The organism is Laedolimicola intestinihominis, from assembly GCF_040096155.1.
Classification (GTDB): domain Bacteria; phylum Bacillota; class Clostridia; order Lachnospirales; family Lachnospiraceae; genus Laedolimicola; species Laedolimicola intestinihominis.
On sequence record NZ_JBBMFE010000005.1, the window covers coordinates 204,917 to 226,468 of the forward strand.

Annotated in this window: 20 protein-coding genes; all 20 read left to right on the top strand. The window is 45.7% G+C overall.

Going from position 1 to position 21,552, the window contains the following annotated elements; genetic code table 11:
* The first annotated feature begins 4 nt into the window (after window positions 1-4).
* On the top strand, window positions 5-262 hold the full coding sequence (locus WMO29_RS07860) for a hypothetical protein (protein WP_025529721.1): 258 nt from the start codon (window positions 5-7) through the stop codon (window positions 260-262).
* The gene (locus WMO29_RS07865; RefSeq protein ID WP_003501931.1) at window positions 259-582 is read left to right on the top strand and encodes a hypothetical protein; all 324 of its coding nucleotides are present in this window, start codon (window positions 259-261) and stop codon (window positions 580-582) included. The genes WMO29_RS07860 and WMO29_RS07865 overlap by 4 nt, the downstream gene beginning before the upstream one ends.
* Entirely contained in the window at window positions 582-2,606 is a 2,025-nt protein-coding gene (gene ligA, locus WMO29_RS07870) for an NAD-dependent DNA ligase LigA (RefSeq protein WP_003501932.1), read from the top strand. The genes WMO29_RS07865 and ligA overlap by 1 nt, the downstream gene beginning before the upstream one ends.
* Window positions 2,607-2,716: 110 nt before the next feature.
* Window positions 2,717-4,834, top strand: coding sequence for a hypothetical protein (locus WMO29_RS07875; RefSeq protein ID WP_118668489.1), 2,118 nt, complete (start codon window positions 2,717-2,719; stop codon window positions 4,832-4,834).
* Entirely contained in the window at window positions 4,831-7,305 is a 2,475-nt protein-coding gene (locus WMO29_RS07880) for a hypothetical protein (RefSeq protein WP_227589433.1), read from the top strand. Before WMO29_RS07875 ends, WMO29_RS07880 begins: the two co-directional genes overlap by 4 nt.
* A complete protein-coding gene (locus tag WMO29_RS07885; RefSeq protein WP_118668491.1) occupies window positions 7,298-7,927 on the top strand; it encodes a hypothetical protein in 630 nt (209 codons plus the stop codon). The genes WMO29_RS07880 and WMO29_RS07885 overlap by 8 nt, the downstream gene beginning before the upstream one ends.
* 126 nt (window positions 7,928-8,053) lie before the next feature.
* Window positions 8,054-8,242: a helix-turn-helix domain-containing protein gene (locus tag WMO29_RS07890; protein WP_118560428.1), complete on the top strand. Its 189-nt coding sequence runs from the start codon at window positions 8,054-8,056 to the stop codon at window positions 8,240-8,242.
* Window positions 8,235-8,927 (top strand): response regulator transcription factor, encoded by a 693-nt coding sequence (locus WMO29_RS07895; protein ID WP_227589432.1) that lies wholly within the window; start codon window positions 8,235-8,237, stop codon window positions 8,925-8,927. Before WMO29_RS07890 ends, WMO29_RS07895 begins: the two co-directional genes overlap by 8 nt.
* A gap of 5 nt (window positions 8,928-8,932) precedes the next feature.
* Entirely contained in the window at window positions 8,933-9,850 is a 918-nt protein-coding gene (locus WMO29_RS07900) for a sensor histidine kinase (RefSeq protein WP_118646872.1), read from the top strand.
* A 134-nt stretch (window positions 9,851-9,984) separates the two neighbouring features.
* The gene (locus tag WMO29_RS07905) at window positions 9,985-10,911 is read left to right on the top strand and encodes an ABC transporter ATP-binding protein (protein WP_118646870.1); all 927 of its coding nucleotides are present in this window, start codon (window positions 9,985-9,987) and stop codon (window positions 10,909-10,911) included.
* Window positions 10,904-11,713 (top strand): ABC transporter permease, encoded by an 810-nt coding sequence (locus WMO29_RS07910; protein ID WP_118646868.1) that lies wholly within the window; start codon window positions 10,904-10,906, stop codon window positions 11,711-11,713. Before WMO29_RS07905 ends, WMO29_RS07910 begins: the two co-directional genes overlap by 8 nt.
* 5 nt (window positions 11,714-11,718) lie before the next feature.
* Window positions 11,719-12,492 carry an ABC transporter permease gene (locus WMO29_RS07915; RefSeq protein WP_308459191.1) on the top strand — a complete coding sequence of 258 codons (774 nt, stop codon included), beginning with the start codon at window positions 11,719-11,721 and terminating at the stop codon, window positions 12,490-12,492.
* A gap of 71 nt (window positions 12,493-12,563) precedes the next feature.
* Window positions 12,564-13,001 (top strand): winged helix-turn-helix domain-containing protein, encoded by a 438-nt coding sequence (locus tag WMO29_RS07920; RefSeq protein ID WP_148336047.1) that lies wholly within the window; start codon window positions 12,564-12,566, stop codon window positions 12,999-13,001.
* Between the two features lie 267 nt (window positions 13,002-13,268).
* Window positions 13,269-13,958, top strand: a complete 690-nt coding sequence (locus WMO29_RS07925) for a response regulator transcription factor (RefSeq protein WP_039959333.1) — start codon at window positions 13,269-13,271, stop codon at window positions 13,956-13,958.
* Window positions 13,955-14,986, top strand: coding sequence for a sensor histidine kinase (locus WMO29_RS07930; protein ID WP_118646862.1), 1,032 nt, complete (start codon window positions 13,955-13,957; stop codon window positions 14,984-14,986). The genes WMO29_RS07925 and WMO29_RS07930 overlap by 4 nt, the downstream gene beginning before the upstream one ends.
* Before the next feature lie 128 nt (window positions 14,987-15,114).
* A complete protein-coding gene (locus WMO29_RS07935; protein WP_025532026.1) occupies window positions 15,115-15,375 on the top strand; it encodes a hypothetical protein in 261 nt (86 codons plus the stop codon).
* A 101-nt stretch (window positions 15,376-15,476) separates the two neighbouring features.
* Complete coding sequence (locus WMO29_RS07940; protein WP_158580898.1) at window positions 15,477-17,852, top strand: ABC transporter permease; 2,376 nt, start codon at window positions 15,477-15,479, stop codon at window positions 17,850-17,852.
* An 88-nt stretch (window positions 17,853-17,940) separates the two neighbouring features.
* Window positions 17,941-18,339, top strand: a complete 399-nt coding sequence (locus WMO29_RS07945) for a hypothetical protein (protein WP_118646858.1) — start codon at window positions 17,941-17,943, stop codon at window positions 18,337-18,339.
* A 112-nt stretch (window positions 18,340-18,451) separates the two neighbouring features.
* Window positions 18,452-19,117 (top strand): ABC transporter ATP-binding protein, encoded by a 666-nt coding sequence (locus WMO29_RS07950; protein WP_003501940.1) that lies wholly within the window; start codon window positions 18,452-18,454, stop codon window positions 19,115-19,117.
* A 14-nt stretch (window positions 19,118-19,131) separates the two neighbouring features.
* Window positions 19,132-21,516 carry an ABC transporter permease gene (locus WMO29_RS07955; RefSeq protein WP_227589430.1) on the top strand — a complete coding sequence of 795 codons (2,385 nt, stop codon included), beginning with the start codon at window positions 19,132-19,134 and terminating at the stop codon, window positions 21,514-21,516.
* Window positions 21,517-21,552: the final 36 nt, after the last annotated feature.

Sequence of the window (21,552 nt, forward strand, 5' to 3'; positions counted from 1 at the left end):
GAGCATGAAACAAATTGGAAATCTGGCAGTGGTTTGCGCCAGGCGACAGGATGTGCTGCTGCAGGTTGGCAGTGAAAAGGTATGTGTCCATGTGGGAGCCGGGCCAGAGCGGAATACGCTTCACGCAGCGTGGGACGATGATGACGCCATTCAGCGTATTGTCCATGAATTGAATTTTGGCAGATATGCAGCCGGCAGAAATGGGCTGCATACCGCACAGCAGGATTGCCCTGTGGGGCGGGGAAAGGAGAAAATTGCATGATCAAAAACCTGAATCAGCTGCGCAGGACACTTCGGGAAGGGACGCAGTTGGAGATATTGGATCACTGTCGGCCGGAATGTATTGGGCAGATACGGAACATTACGCTGGTAAACACGCAGGGCTTTTATAGTACCGTAGCGAATCAGCCAGATGCGTCTGCCAACAGAGGCAACGGCGGCCGCGGCCCGATCCTTTGGTGGGGCAGAGCCGCCCACTGGCAGTTTGCAGACGGTGTTTGCAGTGTTTTCGACAGTGAACAGAAGCATACGGAAGAAGAACTGGTTATGTCCTTCCGGGTACTTGAAAAGGAGGCAGCATAATGGAACGGAATATTTTTGAAAAGCAGAGAGACTTGAATGACCGGCTCAACCGTTATCGGGATGAGTATTATAACCGCAACGCTCCCAGTGTGTCAGATGAGGTCTATGACAGACTCTTTGACGAGTTGAAAGAGCTGGAACAGGAAACGGGAATCCAAATGGCAAATTCGCCAACCCAGACAGTAGGCTATCCTGCGGTGAGCAGGCTGGAGAAAACCAGACATGAGATCCCGCTGCTGTCTTTGGATAAGACTAAGAGCAGTATGGATCTTCTGAATTTCATGGGTGAGCAGCAGGTGATGCTGATGCTCAAACTGGATGGCTTGACTGTAAAGCTGACCTATGAGAATGGAGAACTTCTGGAGGCGGCTACCCGTGGCGATGGTGACGAAGGGGAGATCATTACCCATAACACCCGAGCCATCAGCGGTATCCCTTCCCACATCACCTACAAAGAGAGACTGGTTGTGACGGGCGAGGGCTTTATCAGACCCAGTGATTTTGAGGAACTGAAGACCAGCCTACAGGACAGCAGCGGTAAGCCCTATAAAAACGGCCGCAATCTGGCTGCCGGTTCCATCCGTCTGATGGATGCCAAGATATGCCAGGAGCGTCGGCTGGTTTTCATGCCGTTTGGTGTGCTGGAGGGCTTTCCGCACCTGACCCGGAAATCAGATAAGCTACGGGAACTGCGCGCGTTGGGGTTCCAGCCCTGTAAGTATCTGGTCACAAAGCAGAAACTGACGCTGGAAAATGTGGAAGCCGGTATCTATCAGCTGCGGCAATATGCCACTGACAAAGATATCCCCATTGACGGTATCGTGGTTTCGTTTAACGACATCGCCTATGCCCAGAGCTGCGGCCGCACCGGACATCACTATAAGGACGGTCTGGCCTATAAGTTTGAAGATGACCTGCATGAGAGCCTGCTGCAGTACATCGAATGGACGCCGGGCAGAACTGGAGAGATTGCTCCGGTAGCAGTGTTTACGCCGGTGGAAATCGATGGCTGTGAGGTCAGCAGGGCCAGTCTGCACAACCTGTCCTTTATTGAGGATCTGGAACTGATGGCTGGAAATCGGATTCTGGTAAGCAAACGAAACATGATCATTCCCCACGTGGAAGAAAATCTGGACAGAGGCGGCTTCTCTATGGTGGATACGATTCCCCGTGTTTGTCCCTGCTGTGGACAGCCTACCCGCATCCATGAATCAAGTGGAAAGGGCGAAAATGGCGAGGATCGCATCATCAAGACGCTGTACTGTGATAACCCTGACTGCGAGACACGTCGGCTGAAAAAGTTCGTCCATTTTGTCAGCCAGAAGGCAATGGACATTGAAGGGCTGTCGGAGGCTGCATTGGAAAAATTCATCGGTCAGGGATTTATCCATAGTTATCTGGATATTTACCGTCTGGATCGTTACCGGGCTGAAATCGTCCGCATGGATGGGTTTGGTGAAAAGTCCTGGCAGCGCCTTTGGGACGCTATCCAACAGAGCCGAAACACCACCTTTGAGCGGTATCTGATTTCTATGGATATTCCTATGATCGGCAACACTGCCAGCAAGGTATTGGGTCGTGTGTTCCACTATGATTTGGATGAGTTTCGGGATGCGGTCTATGGCGGCTATGATTTCCGGCAGCTTCCGGATTTCGGGGAGACATTGCATAACAATATCCACGACTGGTTCTGTGTAGAAGATAATTTTTGTATTTGGGAGGAGTTACAGACTATGATGAATATTCAAAAGCCTGCTGTGGTAGAACACAGCGAAGACAGGGAGCAGGATAATCCCTTTGTGGGAAAGACTATCGTAGTTACCGGCAAGGTGGAACCCTACACCCGGGACGGAATCAATGACCTGATTGAATCACTGGGCGCCCATGCCGGCAGCTCGGTGTCCAAGAAGACGGATTATCTGGTCTGTGGCGAAAATGCCGGCAGCAAGTTATCCAAGGCCAGGGATTTGGGCGTTACGGTGCTGTCACCTGCGGAGTTCTTCAGCATGGCCGGCGCTGAGTAAGAAAATATAGCATACTATCGGTATGCTGTCAGTTGATCAATGGGGAGAGAGCCATGTTGCGGCTCTCTCCCCATATCTTTTATGGAAGATTTCAAGTAGGAGGGATTTTAATGCATATCGACAGGATACCGGTTTACCGGGTATATCAGAGGGCTATTGATTTGGAGCTTTACCATGCCTTTGCCGAATTGGTAGTACAGACTTCTCAGGACGATACGGCGAGAAGGACTTACCGACAAACAAGGGCGATGCAGATATGGCAGGTGGAAACGGATGTGTCCGGCTATTTTGAACCATATCATCTGCGTTATCCTGGCGAGGTGTTGGAGCGGTTTGAGGAAAAACTGGGCAATGATGTCCGGGTTCTCCGCGCTCTGGCCCTGGCGCTGGGAAATACCTGTGCGATCCAGTCTGACAATATGTTTGTGGGCAATCAGCGGGGAGCATTCCTCCAGAAATTGCGGCGGTCTGCCGGAGAAGATGTGTACCTGCAGGGCGCTCTGTATCTTCTGGAAACAGATGCGGCACAGCGCCATGCCCTGTTGGAGAAACTGGCAGAAAGGGAGTGTACGAGAACGGAAGAAGCCCTGTTTGTACTGTCGTTATTTGATGATAGGGAACGCGGCTATGAGGTGATGCATACCCAACTCAGTCATCTATTCACACAAAATCTGACACTTTCACTGGTATATGATTTTGGTGTGCTGGAATGGTTCATCCGGTTCTATGCAGAGCAGGCAAAGAGGTACCGCGGGAAAGCCGACCTGGTGCTGCGCACGCTGATGAAACTGCCGTATATGAATATGAAGCCCGACAGCCGCGAATTTTCGGTTTTGACTAAAGCAGGGTATCGCTGCGATGAAATCATTTTGGCAAACTCTCTCGCTGTATGGGCGGACAGGCTGCCGGACCGGTTGAGTTCCAAGAGTATCACTGCCGAGAAAATCGCAACAGCGTGTGGGCGGATGCTTCTGAATGCTCCAAAGGATTTTTCGGAAGAATTTTACGAGTATCTTGGCTGGCTGTTTCAGTTCTATAACAGCTTTACGGTCAAGTACGAAGGATTTCAGGGACTCTGGGAAGCGGTTCAATATGGTTTGAACCCCACAGCACCGAAAACACTGTTATGGATGAATCAAACGATACAGAAGGATTTTCCGTACCGATTTGATGTGTTTGATCCTCAGTACGATAATCTGGCGAAGGAACTGGAGCGGGATAACTACATGGAGTTGTTTACCCTGCAGATGCTGCATTCCAGGCAGACGATCCCTTTGAAACAGTGGCTTTCCAGATATCAGGAACTGACCGGAGCTGACTATGGAGAATATTTCAGAAGTTGGCATACGAACGGTAGGCGGGCATTTGCCTTTCTGGTGGAAAAGAAGGAAATCAATCTATGGGAGTTTTTCAAGCAGCATCGGCAAGATGGTGAAGATGCGCCACAACTGAAACTGCTGCGGGAGTATGCCCTGAGAATTTCAAGTTGGAGGTGTTTCCGGTTTGTAGAGAGGCTACTGGCTGAGTACACTTTTTCCCAACTTCAAACGATATTTGGCAAGCGGTTTTACTTTCACGAATGCTTTGTCAGGAGTGAGGGGTATTACAGCAGAAGGGAATATAAAACATACATCAGCCGTCCATTCCTATCTGCAGAGCAGCATCGACAGCTCTATGACTGGGTGGAGCGTTCAGTTTTCCAGACTGAGCCGGAAAAATATGAGGACTTCGTTTTAAGTGCCTTAAAAGCACCGGAGATCCAACGCCTTTATGATAAAAAAGCGCTGGCAGCGGTGTTGCGGCAGTTTTTGCTCCACAGGGAGTATAACGGCTATGAAATCAACCGGCTGAAGGAAACATTCTATTCCAAGGAAGAGTTGGAGGATGAGCACAGAGCCGAAGCTGAGAGAAAGGAGCAGGAAAAACGACTGGAGCAGGAAAAACGGACCATACAGAAACGGGAAAAGCTGCAGCAACTTTATAACGGCAGCGCCGAATCTCTTGTGAAATTCATAGGGGGATATTATTACAGGGATGAGAAGAAAGAGGTACTGGATATGGCATTTGATAAGTTGGTGGAATGGCCCGCCGGTTGTGTGCAGACAATGGATGCCAAAGATGCACACGCCTTTTTTGAGCTGTGTGGTGAACTGGTAGAGTCTGAACCCCGGCCAAGGCATGAGATTTTGAATATGGTACTGACAATGATCGGAGGTGAAGCAGCATGAGAAATACATTAAAACATCTGACCCTATTGACCAGAATGAAAGATGACGGATTGCTTCCGACGCTTACAGGCAGCTTTTCAGAGGATGCCATAGCGCAGGCATGTGGACAGGTGGAGACACTTCAATTACAGGAACGGCTGCACATCCGAAAGACAAAGCGGATACAGGAAGAACTGGTTCGGGTGCCGGACTTTGCAGCGCTCTATGGTACGTTGTGCAGGCAGGAGATTGGCGATGAAGAAATTGCTTCAGCCTTAGAGTCGGCAGACGGGTATGGAGAGAGACTGACAGCGTATTCCCAAGAGCAGGTGCTGGCAGTCATGAAATTGGAACTGTTGCCTTCCCTGAGGTTTGAATACCTGAAATACTATTTTCCCTTTGTGATGTATGAAGAAGAGGAGCAGGTCATATTGGATAACCTGCAGACTTTTCCCATTGCGGAGTGGAAGGGACTTTCCATGCTGACGGAGCACCAGCGGGATATGATGCGGCAGCCGTTTCTTGGTTCGTATCTGTTTTTCTGGCATCAAAATGAACGGAAAGCTCTGGAACTGTTGGAACAGAATCGTCCGCTCCAGAGAGTCTGCATCTTGCTTTATCGGTATGGTGTGCGGCTGTTTCTGTCAGTAGAACGCCTGAAAGCTCTCCGGTGGATGAAAATGACCGATGTAGGAAAATTCCGCCGGCTGTTGGCTGTATTTGAATATGACGCAGAGGATTTGTCTGCTTTTTTTGACCTCTGGCTGGACAACCATGCCGGACAATATGACCTCAACTGGTTTATCTCCCAGCCACATCCTTTGAGCAAGGAACAGAGGGAAGAAATTTTATGCAACCAACTGAGTTATCTGAATGCTCTGTATGCCGGCAGGCTCCATCTGGATTTTAATGCTGTCCGGCAATTCCAGTTTTCAATTCTCATTTATGCGGTGGAGCATAGAAAAAAGCATTTTTTGGAATTGGTGAATCAGAACAGTGAAGTGTTCCTGTCCTTGGGGCGATACTCTCTATTGTTTGAGCCGGGCTTTTGTGAGCACTGTAACATCAATTCCCTGACGCTGAAGAATTTGAAAGCCAGCGATTCTGTGAACCGCAGCGACAGCTTTTTTACGCTTCTGGAAGAAGGGCAGCAGTACACCTTTGAGGAAATGTATCAGCTTTGGCATCAGAAAGAGGTTTATGTCCGGTTATACACTATGCTGACACCTCTTTCCATAGATCAGCGTTTGCTGACACTGCGGCAGCTGATAAAACGGGATCTGGTCAGCCAATATACAGGAGATGCAGAGTTGGAGCAGCTTGGAAAATGTCTGTTGGAAAGGCCGTTTAGCGAATGGTATCGGGGTTCATTTGGACATATCTGTGGGCTGACCCGGCGGATTGCCATGGGGCTGCTACAACACTATACGCAGCTGCAGGCATTCATACCGGATTTCACTACAGAGTCGGATGTGGTATTTGCCCTCAATAATATGAAGGCTCTTTTGGAAATGACGGATTGGAAGCAGGTGCGGAAAGATATTCTGACAACAGATGCAGACTGGCTGGATCTAAAAGAAAAACTGGCATTTTCGGACGATTTTGTGGAGCAGAACCGGGAGACTGTCACGGAATTTTTACTGCAGGGCGGCGCGGCTATGGTATGCGCTCTCTATGGGGAACTGGACGGGCAGGAGCTGGCTGTTGAAGCGCTGCGACGGATCGTACAGGCTGAATTGATGGGCCAGTTCTATAAACTCAAATATTTTGCTGGTGACCTGCAGCGTGAGATTCGCTACCCTGTCAGCGAGATGCAGGAGAGCCTCTGGAAGAAAAATCTTTCGTTGGCGCGAGGTGCATTTTGGGCAGAAGAGGTGGATGATTTTTACCACACTCTGCGGCTTGGTGAACTTCCTCATAGTACCTGCTTGTCTTACCGTACTGGAAGCCAGAGGGAGTGCCTGTTAGCTGCCTTTGACTCTAATAAGAAGATTGTCCTTGTGAAAAAGGATGAAGCGGTGGTGGCTCGTGCCTGTCTCCGCTTGACAAAAGGTGCATTTCAAAAACCGCCTGCCGTCGATTTTTCTTTTGCTGATCTGTCGCAGGAGAACATGGATATCGGAAAGCCTGTCACCAGTGAGAAGCCTGTGCTGTTCCTGGAGAGTATCTATACTTTCGGACTCAATGATATTGAAAAAGAGGAAGTAATGAAACTGGCAGTTTCCCTGACAACACAGAAAGCGGCAGAGCTGGGTGTTGTGGCAGTACTTGCAAGACGGTATCTGGGCTGCTATGAACGGGATGAGTATGTGCTTGCACCGTTCTATGTGTACATCTCAAAATCCAAAAACGGATGGCAGTATCTGGACTCTTTGGGTGGAGCGGCATATACCTCAGCAAAAGAGGAGTATGTAGAGCACCCCTTCCTGGTCATGCAGACTGCCATGCATCAAGCAGAGGCAAATAGCAGAAATGAGGTGTATTATGAATAATAGGACAATGGCAACAGTTTATGTGAATCAAGATAGCATTTCCGTCAAGACCTGTTCCAGAAAAGGTTGCTCACCGCAGCGCTTTATTATTTTGAAAAAGGAATTGCAGCGGTTGGAGGAGAAAAAGTATTTGATCACCAAAGATATCCATTCCTATGCAGAACTGCGGCTGTGTGATGCAGTAGGCGGTGCCAAAGTGCTGGAGCTTTCCTTCACATGGCTGAAGGATGCTGGCAGAGACAACGTTTCCGGTTATACCGAGCGGGTCAGGCTGCCATATGAGCCGTTTCGCTCATATGCGGCAGGTGAGGAAGAAGTCGCCGATGGAACACGGTGGCGGCTGCTGTCCATTCCGGAACAGAACAGGCCAAAGCTGGAGTTTCACAGCAGGAAGAATCTCAAGGCCGTAGTGGGGAATCCTATCTTGCGGCACAAGCTGGGAAAGTTTCTGGATCAGCATTTTAATTGGTACAACTACGAACGCATCGTCCTGACGGATGATTACCTGCCTTACAGCTTCTTTTTTGAGGGCTACATGGTACAGGGTGCCAAGACCTGCGGCGGGGTAATCCTGCATGGCGAAGAGAACATCCAAACGGCGAAATACGGGATACATACTTAACAGGTTAATAGGAGAACGGAGCCGCAGGTCAGAGATGATCTGCGGCTCTTTATGTAAGCATAATCACAATAGTCAGCTTGTATTATTCGAGATAAGGAACTATAATATGTCCTATGGAGGTGCAAAATGGACTATATGACACTAAAAGATGCCGCCGAACAGTGGGGCGTGACACCTCGCAGGGTAAATTATTATTGTGCGGGTGGGCGTATCCACGGCGCTGTGAAAATGGCCGGTGTTTGGCTGATCCCCAAAACTGCAGAGAAGCCGATTGATGGCCGGACAAAACAAGGGAAGGAGCTGAGCCATGAATAAAATTTTAATTATAGATGATGACAGAGAACTGTGTGCTTTGATTAAACGCAGTGTGCAATCGGAACATATAGAAGCCGATTTTTGTAATACCGGAAAAGAGGGTTTGCAGAAATTAAAAGAGCAGGAATACCAGCTTGTGGTGCTGGATGTGATGATGCCCGGTATAGATGGCTTTGAAACGCTGGAAGAAATCCGCAAAGAGAACAGCTTGCCGATTTTGATGTTCACATCCAAAAATGACAGCGCTTCTAAAGTGCGGGGCTTACGGGCCGGAGCGGACGATTATCTGACAAAGCCGTTTGACATGGATGAACTGATTGCCCGTATTGCGTCCCTTATTCGCCGCTACACCCGCTTTAATCAGCAAGCCGGAGCCATGCAAAAATTGGATTTTGATGGATTGCAGATTGACCTTGAAAATCGTTCTGTTACGACGGAAAACGGCACTTTTGAACTTCCACCAAAGGAATTTGATCTGCTCCTGTACTGTGCAAAGCATCAAGGGAAAATTTTGACCAAACAGCAGATTTATGAGGAAGTATGGGGCGAAGAATATTTCTATGATGACAGTAACATTATGGCGATTATCAGTCGGCTTCGTAAAAAATTAGAAGTCAATCCTTCCAGTCCAAAGTATATCCAAACGGTTAAAGGGATTGGCTACCGCTTTAATAAGGAGGTGTAGCTGGTATGGAAATCATCGTTTTCTTGTCTATTGTGATTGCTGTTGTAGCTGTGCTGACTTCCATCGTTCTCGTTCGGCGCGTAAAAAAGCAAATCGCAGAAATGACCGATGTGCTGGTTGATGTGAAAAACGGAAATGGCAACCGGCGTATTCTGTCTGCAACAAATGAACTGACAGCACCTCTTGCCTATGAAATCAATGAGATCGTTGTGTCCTATGAAAGCAGACTTTCAACTGTACGGCAGACAGAGGAAACCAACCGCCAGCTTATGACGAGCCTTTCCCATGATGTGCGAACGCCCCTTACCACTCTGATTGGGTATCTTGACGCTGCACACAAAGGACTGGTCACAGGAAAAGACCGGGATGATTATATTGAAACCGCCCGACGGAAAGCCCATGATTTGAAAGAATATATTGATGTACTCTTTGACTGGTTCAAGTTAAATTCCGACGAGTTTGCTTTGGAAATCCAGAGCGTTGAAGCCGCAGAGTTGACAAGAAATATCCTGATCGACTGGATACCGATTTTTGAAGATAAGCAAGTCGATTATGACATTGATATTCCCGAACAGCCTATCCGGGTAAGATTGGATACGGACAGCTATATGAGGATTATCAATAATCTCATTCAAAATGTAATCGCTCACAGCCATGCGGACAAAATTAAATTTGCCCTATCGAAGAAGGAAAACAACATAGAGCTGCTGCTGGCGGATAATGGAGTGGGGATTGAGAAAGAAGATTTGAAACACATATTTGAACGGCTTTATAAGTGTGATAAGGGTCGGTCTGAAAAAGGCAGCGGTCTTGGTCTTTCTATTGTCCATCAGCTTGTAGAAAAGATGGGTGGAAGCATAACAGTTGAAAGTGTACCGGGAAAAGGAACTGAATTTGCTTTGCTTTTTCCTTCGGAGATTTAAGCGGGTTCCCGTCTTTATGGCGGGAGCCTTTGTCATTTTGCCGGATTTCAAATTGCAAGGTTAATGCAAGGTTGCGGCAAGGTTAATGCAAGGTTGGCGTGATAGAATACCTTACAGAACAGGAGGTTTTGAATATGGATACAAATTACATCATTGAAACAAAAAATCTGACGAAGCAATACGGCTCACAAAAGAGTGTGGCTGACTTGAATATCCATGTGAAGCGTGGGAGAATTTATGGTCTGCTGGGGAGAAACGGAGCCGGAAAAACTACTACCATGAAGATGCTGTTGGGCTTAACAAATCCGACTTCCGGGGAGGTCAAAATCTGGGGAAAGCCTTTGCAGGGGAATGAAAAGAAATTGCTGCCCCGTATCGGCAGCCTGATTGAGTCCCCAGGCTTTTATCCCAATCTGACCGGCACAGAAAACCTGCGTATCTTTGCCACCTTGCGGGGTGTACCAAACAATCATGCCGTCAAAGACGCTCTGGATCTGGTAGGACTGCCCTACAAAGATAAAAAGCTCTTTTCCCAGTATTCCCTTGGTATGAAACAGCGGCTTGCCATCGCCCTTGCTGTTATGCACGATCCGGAACTTTTGATTTTGGATGAGCCGATCAACGGTCTTGATCCCATCGGTATTGCAGAGGTACGCTCCTTTATTCGGGAGCTTTGCGACGCAAGAGGAAAAACGATTCTGATTTCCAGTCACATTCTTTCAGAAATTTCCTTGCTGGCTGACGATATTGGAATTATCGACCACGGTGCATTGCTGGAAGAAGAAAGCCTTGCTGAGTTGGAGCAAAAAAGCAGTAAGCATATCCGGTTTACGCTCTCTGATACTGCACAGGCGGCAAGAATTTTGGAACGCAATTTCCACGAAACCCATTTTTCCATACAAGACGACCACAATCTGCGTCTACACAATATGGAGTTGCCTGTGGGGAAAATTGTAACTGCTTTTGTAGAAAACGGATTGGAGGTATCAGAAGCACATACCTGTGAAGAAAGTCTTGAAGATTACTTCAAGCGTGTGACAGGGGGCGAAGGAATTGCTTAAACTGATTAAATGCGAATTTTGGAAATTAAAGCGGAAAAGATTATTATACGCACTGATGTCATTATCGTTATTTTTTCCGTTGATTTTGGCATATATGGCAAAGGCGGGAACAGGTGCAGATACAACGGAACATTATCTTCAAACCCGATTTGATTATGTTTATACAATGATGTTGGGATATGGATTGGTTTTTTTGCTTCCATGTCTAATTGGTATCATTGCCGCTATTTTGTTTTTTATAGAAAGAGATTGCGATACTTCCAAAAACCTTAGAACAATTCCTGTTACAAATACACAACTCATTATGGCAAAAATTTCTATGCTCTTTATTTTTAGCGTTGCGTTTTGTCTGACAAGCACATTATCTGTTGCGTTGTTTTGTAAACTGTTTCATGTAGGAATGGTTTATGGTATGACTTATAAGATATTTATGAGCCTTATTTTTGGAGTTCTTATCGTAGCAGCTTCTTTGCCGATTGTATTTTTAATTATTTGTTTTAACAAAAGTTTTTTGCTTTCTATCCTGCTTGCGTTTTTTTATTCTATTTTTAACTGGGGCATACTAGGGACAGTTGGAACATCTATAAGTGCTGCAAAAATTGCTTTCTTAAATTCTTTCCCAGTTATATGTGTTATGAACTGGACAAGCGGCTTAATGATGGATCATTTGCAAAAAGACAATCTTTTGCCGGAAGCCTATGCGATTGTACCAACCACTTGCCATACAATTTTTATTATGGCAATTACAGTTATACTTTCTTTGTGGCTGATCATTCGCTTCTACAAAAAATGGACGAGGTAAAAGATATGAGAAATATTATAAAAACCGAATTTTTAAAATTAAAGCGATATTCCGTAATAAAAGCCGGAATTATTATGGCAACACTTTCTCCGTTACTGTCACTGTTTTATTCCACAGCCAACGGTGGACAGACATGGACGTTTGACTATTTTATGCAACAGGTTATGATTAGTAACTGTACCTTGTTTTTTCCAATTATCATTGCATTGATAGCAGGTTATATTATAACAAGGGAATATACAGACGATACGATGAAGAATATATCAACAATTCCTATTCCATATAAACAGTTACTTTCTGGAAAACTACTTGTCCTATTGTTGTTGACAATCTGCTTTAGCCTTATAGGATGCGTGCTAACATTAGTAATCAATGTTATTGCTGGATTTCCAGGAGTGCATTTTGGCAATCTGCTCAATATGTTTATTCGTGTTACTGGGGCGAATATAGGAATCTATATTTCAGTCTTGCCGATTATTTTGCTATTTTGTTGTTCGGCAAACAATTTTTTGGGTGGGGTTGCGCTAGCTTTTGTGTATGGATATTTCGGGACTTTTGAAGGAACACTGTTAAATTATTATCCGATTAAAGCAAGCATGATTTTAGTAGACCCTACTTGTGGCGCGGAATATGGTTATACTTATCACATTTTCCCTGCCTTTATCATAATGGTTTTGACATTCTTGATTTCTGTAATTATTCTTGCAAATAAAAAGAAAGACGCTAGGATATTGACTGTTGCTAAGAAGAAAAAAATAGTTAGAAAAAAGGGATGGTAGAATAGTATTCAGACAAAGACAATAGAAAAAATAAGTCATTGCAGGTTCTATATGTTAAAGTGGAGGGATATATGGGAAAAATCTTTGTACTGTCGGTAACAGACCATGAAGAATACATACTTAGCAGAATTATGGAGATTATTGCGGCCGAGCCAGGATTTGACCATACTGTGTCATCCCATCCGTGTAATATTCTTGTTTTTCCGGGATTGGAACTCCGCCTGAAGGAGAGAACGGTACATCGAAATGGTGAGTTGATTTCTATGACCCATCGGGAATTTGCGACATTGGTATACTTGGCAAACCATCCATCCTGGGTATTTTCTGCTGGGCAGATCTATGAAGAAGTGTGGGGGGGGGGAGATAGCGAAAACTGTGGAACGGCTGTTGCCAGCGTCATTGGTCAGATCCGCAGAAAACTGACTCCGGATATGCCGAAAGCGGGTTATATTCGTACTGTTCTGGGGAGCGGATACAAATTTGAAGTTCCGCAGGGTATAGCAGAATAGAGGTTTTTTTAATTCAACTGCACCATACCCATGTAACTACAAAAAGATTTTATACATAGTCAGCACCGCCGCAATCGTATCGTTTGCGGCGGCGTTTTGTTGTACAACATAACATTGAAACTATTGTATGTATTCGCATTTTTGCCCTTGTGCTGAAAAGTAGGCTATCCTATAATTAAAAAGAAAAATATCTGATTAGGACATTTCTGTAACATTTGGTGTTTATCTTATTAGTATAGCTGAAAAATAAGGAAGGAAGTGAAGGTCTTGAAGAAGATTCTAATTGTAGAGGACGATCAGCTTTTGAACCGGACCTTGGCATATAATCTGACCTCTGATGGATATGAGGTCATTTCTGTTTTTAATTTTGACAGCGCGGTAAGAAAGCTGCGCGAAAATGAATTTGATGTGGCACTATTGGACATTAACCTGCCCGATGGCAGCGGACTGGATCTGTGTGAAGAAATCCGGAATCGCGGTCAGCATACCTATATCATCTTTATCACAGCCAATGATAAGGAGAGCGATATGCTCAAGGGATATGAAGTCGGCGGTGCGGATTATGTGACCAAACCATTTTCTGTGACGGTGCTTTGCAAAAAAGTAGCGGCGGTTTTTGCAAATCTGGAACTGCGGACACCTCGGCATGATCTGTTTGATGATGGCTTTTTGAAAATCGACTTCTCCGAACAAAGTGCGTCCCTTGCCGGAGAATCCCTGGACTTTACACCGAAGGAATACCGCACCCTGTTCCTGTTCGTAAAGAACCCCCGGATTATTCTGACCAAGCGGCAGATTTTAGAGAAGCTGTGGGACATTGATGGGGACTTTGTGGATGAGCATACGCTGACGACGATCATCAGCCGTATCCGCAAAAAAATCGAAACAGATGAGCGGAAATATATTAAGACAGCTTATGGAATGGGCTATCAGTGGATTGGCGGTGAGCCTCGATGAAGCTGCAAAATTTATCTGTCAGGGCATTTTTGAGAAAAATTGTGGCGGGGACTCTGCTCACTGCCGCATTGCTGCTGTTGATTTTTTTCCTGTTGACGAAAGATGTGCGTGTTGTCATTTGCTGCATTATTTTTACAGTTGCGTTTTATATTTGGGGCATGGTTTTTCTGCACTATTTTCAAAAGAAACTTTCTCTGTTCACCGATGGTTTGTGCCAGACATTGGATCACATGATGGACAGTACAGACCGGCCCCAGGTAGACTATGAAGCGGAAACACTGCTGTCTCGGATCAGCCATCGTCTGGAACGACTCTATAATGTGATGCAGAAAACCAGACACATGGCAGAGGGAGAAAAGGAAGAACTGCAATCCCTGGTATCGGATATTTCCCACCAGACCAAAACCCCCATCGCAAATTTGAAGCTAATCAACGATACGATGCTGACAAGGCCATTGACAGAAGAAAAGCGCAAGGAGTTTTTGCAGGCCACAGGCACACAGCTGGATAAACTGGATTTTCTCATTCAGGGAATGGTGAAAACTTCCCGTCTGGAAACGGGTGTCATTACGCTGGAGAAACAAGATGCTGTGATCGGGGATACGCTGGTGAGCGCCATCAATGGTGTTTTGGCTCCGATGGAACAAAAAGAGATCAGCCTGTCGGTGGACTGCCCATCTGATTTGACAATATCCCATGACAGCCGCTGGACTTCCGAAGCATTGTTTAACATTCTGGATAATGCGGTAAAGTACACCTCTGCCGGTGGCAGCATCCAGGTGAGGGTACGGGATTGGGAAATGTATTTGAGGATAGATGTGACGGATACAGGCAGAGGCATCCCGGAACATTCTCAGGGCACGATCTTCAAACGCTTCTATCGGGATGAAGCGGTGCATGATATAGATGGGGTCGGAATCGGCTTATACCTTGCCCGTGAGATCATTACCATGCAGGGCGGCTATATTACCGTCGAGTCTAAAGTTGGGGAAGGATCAACTTTTTCCGTGTTCCTGCCCATAAAATAATTCTGAGGCAGTCTGTTTTGGCAGGCTGCCTTTTTTGAAAAATTTTTAGAGGACAATGGATTTTAGGACAATTCTGCAACATTTGGGATTTATGCTGACAGCAACATCATGAAATTGGAGGTGGCCTTATGGAAATCACAAAGACATTACTCATCAATGCAGCTTGCTTGCTGATCCCGCCGGTCGTTGTTGTTCTGCTGCTCCGGCACTTCTTTCCAAGAAAAATCAGATGGTCGGCTGGTGTGGTGGCTCTGGTAGATCTGGTGATCTTCTGGACAGATATTTCTTATTATGAGAGCGTTTGGCTGACGCTGTTTTTTGTTGTAATTCAGTTAGCAATGGTTTTGCTTATATCTATCCGGCTTTATAAAAAAGACACACGAAAATGAATTGTCCTAAAATTGAAGCAATTCACCCTAAAACTGTTGAGCCTTTGGGATATTTCTGCAACATTTGGGGGTTAGGATAACAGCGAAAGGAGTGAATGGCTATGACGTTACCATTTGAAAATGATACCCGTATCATTGTAAAGAAGTTGGCAAAACGAAACTTAAAAGCAGATAAAAGTCGAAACATCCTCATTATCATTACGATTGCCTTAGCTACCTGCTTGATAATGACAACGACCTTGTATTTTTTTGCTTCTCAGCGAAAATCATTAAATGATGCGGCTGGGCGTTATCAAGCAATTATCAATGAAGTCGATAATGATACCATTACGAAATTAGTAAATGACGATAGGGTTCAAGTGGGGGTAAGTCATTTATTGGGTTTAGTATCTTATGGGGACTACAAATTAACCGTTCGTTCAATAGATGAAATACTAATGAAATTAGCAAAATATCCTGATTTAGAGGGAAAATTGCCCAAATCTACAAATGAAATTGCTATCACAAAGGCGTTTCTTGATAGAGCTGGATTGTCCAAATCCATAGGCGATACTATATCGTTAAATCTGGGAGATGGAGAAAAAGATTATACCTTATGTGGTATTTTGCCTGTCGAAAATTCAAATTATTCCGTATTCGTGTCGCAGTCCTATATTGAAAACAAGATCAGCGAACCGGCATACTCCGCTTATATCCGTTTGAATGAATCTGATGGTTGGTCTAAGGCTGCTATACAAGCTGAATTATCAACATTGTGCAGAGAATTGGAAATACAGCCGGAGCAAATGCAGTTTTCAACATATTATTTTTCTCTCATTGAACAGAGAAGCAGTCAATATATCACTGTAATAGCATTTATCAGTCTTATTATCGCTTTGGCGTGTACCCTTGTTATTTACAGTCTGTTCTATGTGTCCATAGCCAGAAAAACAAAAGAATATGGAAAACTGCGGACAATAGGGGCAACTGGAAAACAGATGAAAAGAATCGTTTTTAGAGAGGGATTTCATCTTTCCAGAATTGCTATTCCGATTGGAATATTAGCCGGTGCAATAGCGGGATATGTCCTTGTCCCGCAAGGCTGGAACACTTTAATGGTATTTGTAATTGCCGCTGTCACAGCTCTGTTTGTGTATCTATGCGTTATGATTGCTGTAATTAAGCCAGCCAAAATTGCTGCTCATGTTACGCCTATTGAAGCAGTCCGTTATATGGCGGGCAATAATGATGTAATGTCAAACAGTACAAAAGTGTTACATCGTTCTCTATCCGCGAAAAATTTAGCGTTCCTTAATTTTGCGAGGAACAGAAAGAAAACCGCTTTAACGATCCTGTCGTTAGGGGTATGTGGAATTTTGCTGATGGCAAGCTCTGCATATTTTAATTCCATTGATCCCTTAGCGATGGCGCGTAGGAGTTTTCCTTACGGAGAAATTCGCCTTGAATTAGGCGATTACGGGCCGCAGGCACATAACAGCGAACAATATTCAGAACTCCAAAAATCGAATCTGCTTACAGAAGATTTTAGAGAATCCATTTTGGACATAGATGGTGTGGAAGAAATAAAAGAATACCAAGGCACCGTTTTGAATGTTCGTATGCCAACGGGAGATATTGAACCGATTGTTTCAGACGCATATACGCCAAGCTCTCAAAAATTGCTTGAACAATATTTGATTGATGGTACAGCGGATTTGCAGGAACTACTTAATAATAATGGCATTATTATTGAAAATGGCCCACAGTGGAAAGAAACTTTTGGGTGGGATGCCGCGATTGGGGACGAACTTCTGATTGAAGTTGGCGGACAAACATTGGAAGTAAAAGTAATGGGAATTGTGGATGCGAATATCCCGTATGGCGGATATGATACGCTATTTATTCCTTTAGAAATGCTGTCAAAGATCGTTCCTATTGATAACCTCAATTATCAATTTATTGTAGATACAGATGACAGTAAATGGGCAGCCGCAAAAGATGAAATACAAAAGATAATTCCACCGACTTCCAGCCTCTATGTTAGTACCTTGAATGATTGGGTAGAGGCATACAACGAAAAACTATTGAACTATCGTATGCCAGTCTACATTTTTATTATGTTTATTGGGGTTTTTGGCATTATCAATCTGCTAAACACACTGATAACAAACATCTTGACACGGAAGCGAGAATTGGGTGTTTTGCAAGCAGTTGGTTTGAGCAGTAAACAGCTTTCAAAAATGTTATTGATAGAGGGCCTGTTCTATACATTAGGGGTGTTGCTTCTTTCCATATCATGCGGAACTCTTATCGGGTATCTTCTCTGCACCGTCTTTAGTGCAATGAGTATTTTTGGAAAAGTAAGCTATCATTTTCCGACAGTTGAAATGTTCAGTTATTTTATACTGATGCTTGCTGTCCAAATGCTTTTCTCGTGTTTCGCAATTCGGCAGATAAAAAAACAATCTCTGGTAGATCAAATACGGGAATTGTCATAAGAATTTTTGAAATGTCCGAGCATTGTAACATTTCGCGGACATTCATGATTTACAATTATGTCCTCACCCCAAATAGGAGGCAAAGACCATGAAAAAAACGATGGTGATTTCATTTATAGCTGCTGCGATGCTATTGATACCATGTACAGCTTGTCATGTAGCAGAGAGCCACAATGAAGTACTGGCACAAGAAAACAAAGAGAACACTGTTAACGGAGGATATACCATTACAGATATTACTGACCCCGTTGAAGTTCAAAGTTACATTGAGCAGCAAGGCGGTGAATATACTGCCGATATTATGGCTGTTCATCAGGTTACATTTACCGATTATACCGCAAACGACATTACAGATCCGGCAGAAATCAAAGCCTATCTGGAAAGTCAGGGGCAAGAATATAACGAGAATATTACCGCTATTCATCAGATTACTTTCATTGACGGGGAAGCGACACCAGAGGGTTCCCTTTGCGAAGTTGAAAAATGAATTGTCCTAAAATTGAAGCAATTCACCATGGATTTTTATAGCGTTTAGGACAATTCTGCAACATTTCTCCTTTACTCTATATGCAACAAATTAAGAAAGGCAGGTAACTGTTATGAAAATTTTGCAGACAACGGATTTGAAAAAATACTACGGCACAGAGCCGAACATTACCCGCGCCCTGGATGGCGTGAACTTCTCTGTGGAGGAAGGCGAATTTGTGGCGGTGGTCGGCACTTCCGGTTCCGGTAAGTCCACCCTGCTTCACATGATGGGCGGTCTGGACACACCCACCTCCGGCAGCGTGATGGTGCGGGATAAGGAGCTGGCGAAGATGAACGATGAGCAGCTTACCATCTTCCGCCGCCGCAATATCGGCTTTATCTTCCAGAACTACAATCTGGTGCCGATCCTAAATGTCCATGAGAACATCGTCCTGCCGGTGGAGCTGGATGGGGATACGGTGGATCAGAAATTCATGGCGGATGTGGTGTCCATGCTGGGACTGGAGGATAAGCTGAAGAATATGCCAAACAACCTCTCCGGTGGCCAGCAGCAGCGTGTGGCTATCGCCCGCGCTCTGGTGTCAAAGCCCGCTATCGTCCTTGCCGATGAACCCACCGGAAACCTGGACAGCAGGACCAGCGCCGATGTGCTGGGGCTTTTGCAGAGAACGAGTCGTGAATTTAACCAGACGCTGGTAATGATCACACATAATGATGCCATTGCCCAGCTTGCAGACCGTATCGTGCGGATTGAGGATGGCAAAATCGTTGGATAAAGGAGGTGGCAGACATGACATTGCCTTTTGAAAATGATACAGGGCCGGTTATTAAAAAATTGGCGTCACGAAGTATTCAGACAGATAAGCGGCGCAACCTGTTTGTGATCGTAACGATTGCTCTGGCAGCCGCTTTGATGGCAGCGATTTTTTGTGCAGGAGCGGGAAGTGACAGAAAACTGGAGGCGGACATTCGGGGACAGTATCAGGCGGTTGTGGTGAATTGTGACCATGATACGATTGAAAGACTGAAAGACTGCCCGGAAGTGGAACGCTGGGGCCTTTCCCAGAATTACGGTTCTGCCCGCTATGGTGACAGCGTTCTGACTGTGGAGTATGCGGATGCCAACTGGATGGAATTGGGTAAGAAGCCTTCCTTTACTGGGACACTTCCGCAGGCTGCCAATGAAATTCTGGTAGAACGGGCATTTCTTGATTATTTTGAAATCCCCGCAGAAGTCGGGCAGACCATAGAAGTGAATCTTGGAAACGGAAAGCAGACCTATACCGTCAGCGGTATCATGGATGTGGAGAATGACTCCCGTATGTTCCAGCTTTATGTATCTGAAGCATTTGTGGAGGAGATGGCGCAGGGAGAGCCGCTGTTTGAATTTCGGCTTCGTTATACTGGTGCTGATAGTATGGAGCTGGAGCAGCTCAAGGCGGATATTGCAGCATTCCTTTCTGCCAACGATGTCTCAGAGGATCAGATTTTTTACAGTTCCAACTATTTCGATATGCAGGGCTTTAAGTCCGGCGTGATGAAATATTACATTCCCGTGGCAATCCTTTTGCTGGTTGCCTGTGCCGTGGTCATTTACAGTATCTTTTTCATTTCCGTAAAGGGCAAAATGCGGGAATATGGACGCCTGAAAGTGATTGGCACAACACCAAAACAGATCCGGCGGATCGTGCGGCGGGAGGGATTGCTGTTATCTCTTTGTGGTATCCCGCTGGGGCTTTTGGTTGGAGGGTCTATCGGGTTTGCTATTTTCCCGGCACATTGGAGCTGGATGGGCAATCTGCCCTATCTGGCTGCGACCGCAGCAGCCTGCGCCCTGACGGTATTTCTGTCCATTCATGCGCCTGTCCGAATGGCGGCGAGGGTATCCCCAATCGAAGCGGTCCGCTCCAGTGGTTATGAAACGGCAACAGACCGCAAAGATCAGAAAAACCACCGCATTACGCCGTTCTCCATGGCACAGATGAACTTTAGGCGGAGCAGGAAAAAGACGGTCATCACTCTGGTATCTCTGGGATTGACGGGTGTGTTTCTGGTAACAGCCGCTACGGTACTCAACTCCATCAGTCCCGAAAAGATGGCGATAGAAGCCATGGGAGATCACTGTAACTATGAGGTCAGCTGGATGGATTCGGGAGGCGCGGAAGGATTGCCTGCCATCGCGCGGGAAAATCCATTGACAGAAGAACTTCGTCAGGAGCTTCTTGCCATAGATGGTGTGGAATCTATCACCAGCCATGAAGTGACATCCGTAACGGTGAAACTCCCTCAGGAAAGTGTTGCATTAAAGTTCCCTGTGTTTGACAGAGAGCAGATGGAACAGTGGCTGCCGGAGGAAAATCTGGAACAGGGCAGCGCAGATTATGAGGAGCTTGCCGCGAACAACGGTGTGGTCGTGACTGATTCGGAAGATCATCTTTTAAGTATGTTTTATGGCTATACGCCTGCTGTCGGGGATGTACTGACCTTTGAATCCATGGACGGTAAGGCCATAGAAGTAACGGTCATGGGGATTGCGAAACCGTCAGTGACATCAGGCACCGGCGCATGGGGCCTGTTTACCCTTACAGAAGAACTGGCCGATCAGCTCTACCCGGACATTGAGAACAGAGAGGCTGTTTGGAATGTCCATACATCGGAGGACTCGGATGCGCTCAGGGCATCTATTTTCAGCCTGCTGGAAAATCCGGTGCTGACGGTCTTTTCCAGAGCAGACCATGCGGCATCCCTGGAATCGCAGCTAAAGATGATGACCCGCGGTGTTTATCTGCTGCTGGCGTTCCTGTTTGTGTTCTCCATGGTAAATCTGGTCAACACCCTGATGACCAATCTGCTGGCAAGGCAGCAGGAGCTTGGGATTTTGCAGTCTGTGGGAATGACCGGAAAGCAGGTTTCCCGTATGCTGATTGCAGAATGCCTGTGGTACGCAGGGGTTACGGTATTTTTGTCGGTTGGCATTGGCGGGATACTGGGCTGGATCTTTGACTATGTGATCAGCAGTTTTAATATTTTCGGGGAACTGTCCTATCAATTCCCTTTGATGGAAACGGTTGTTTTTGTTCTGGCACTTTTGGTCGTGACCGGAATCTTCTCTGTGGTTGCTGTCCGTTACTCTAAACGGCTTTCCCTTGTAGAGCGGATCAAGACCATGGACTAACCAGAGGCGGGGGGGGGGGGGGGGGGGGGGGGGGGG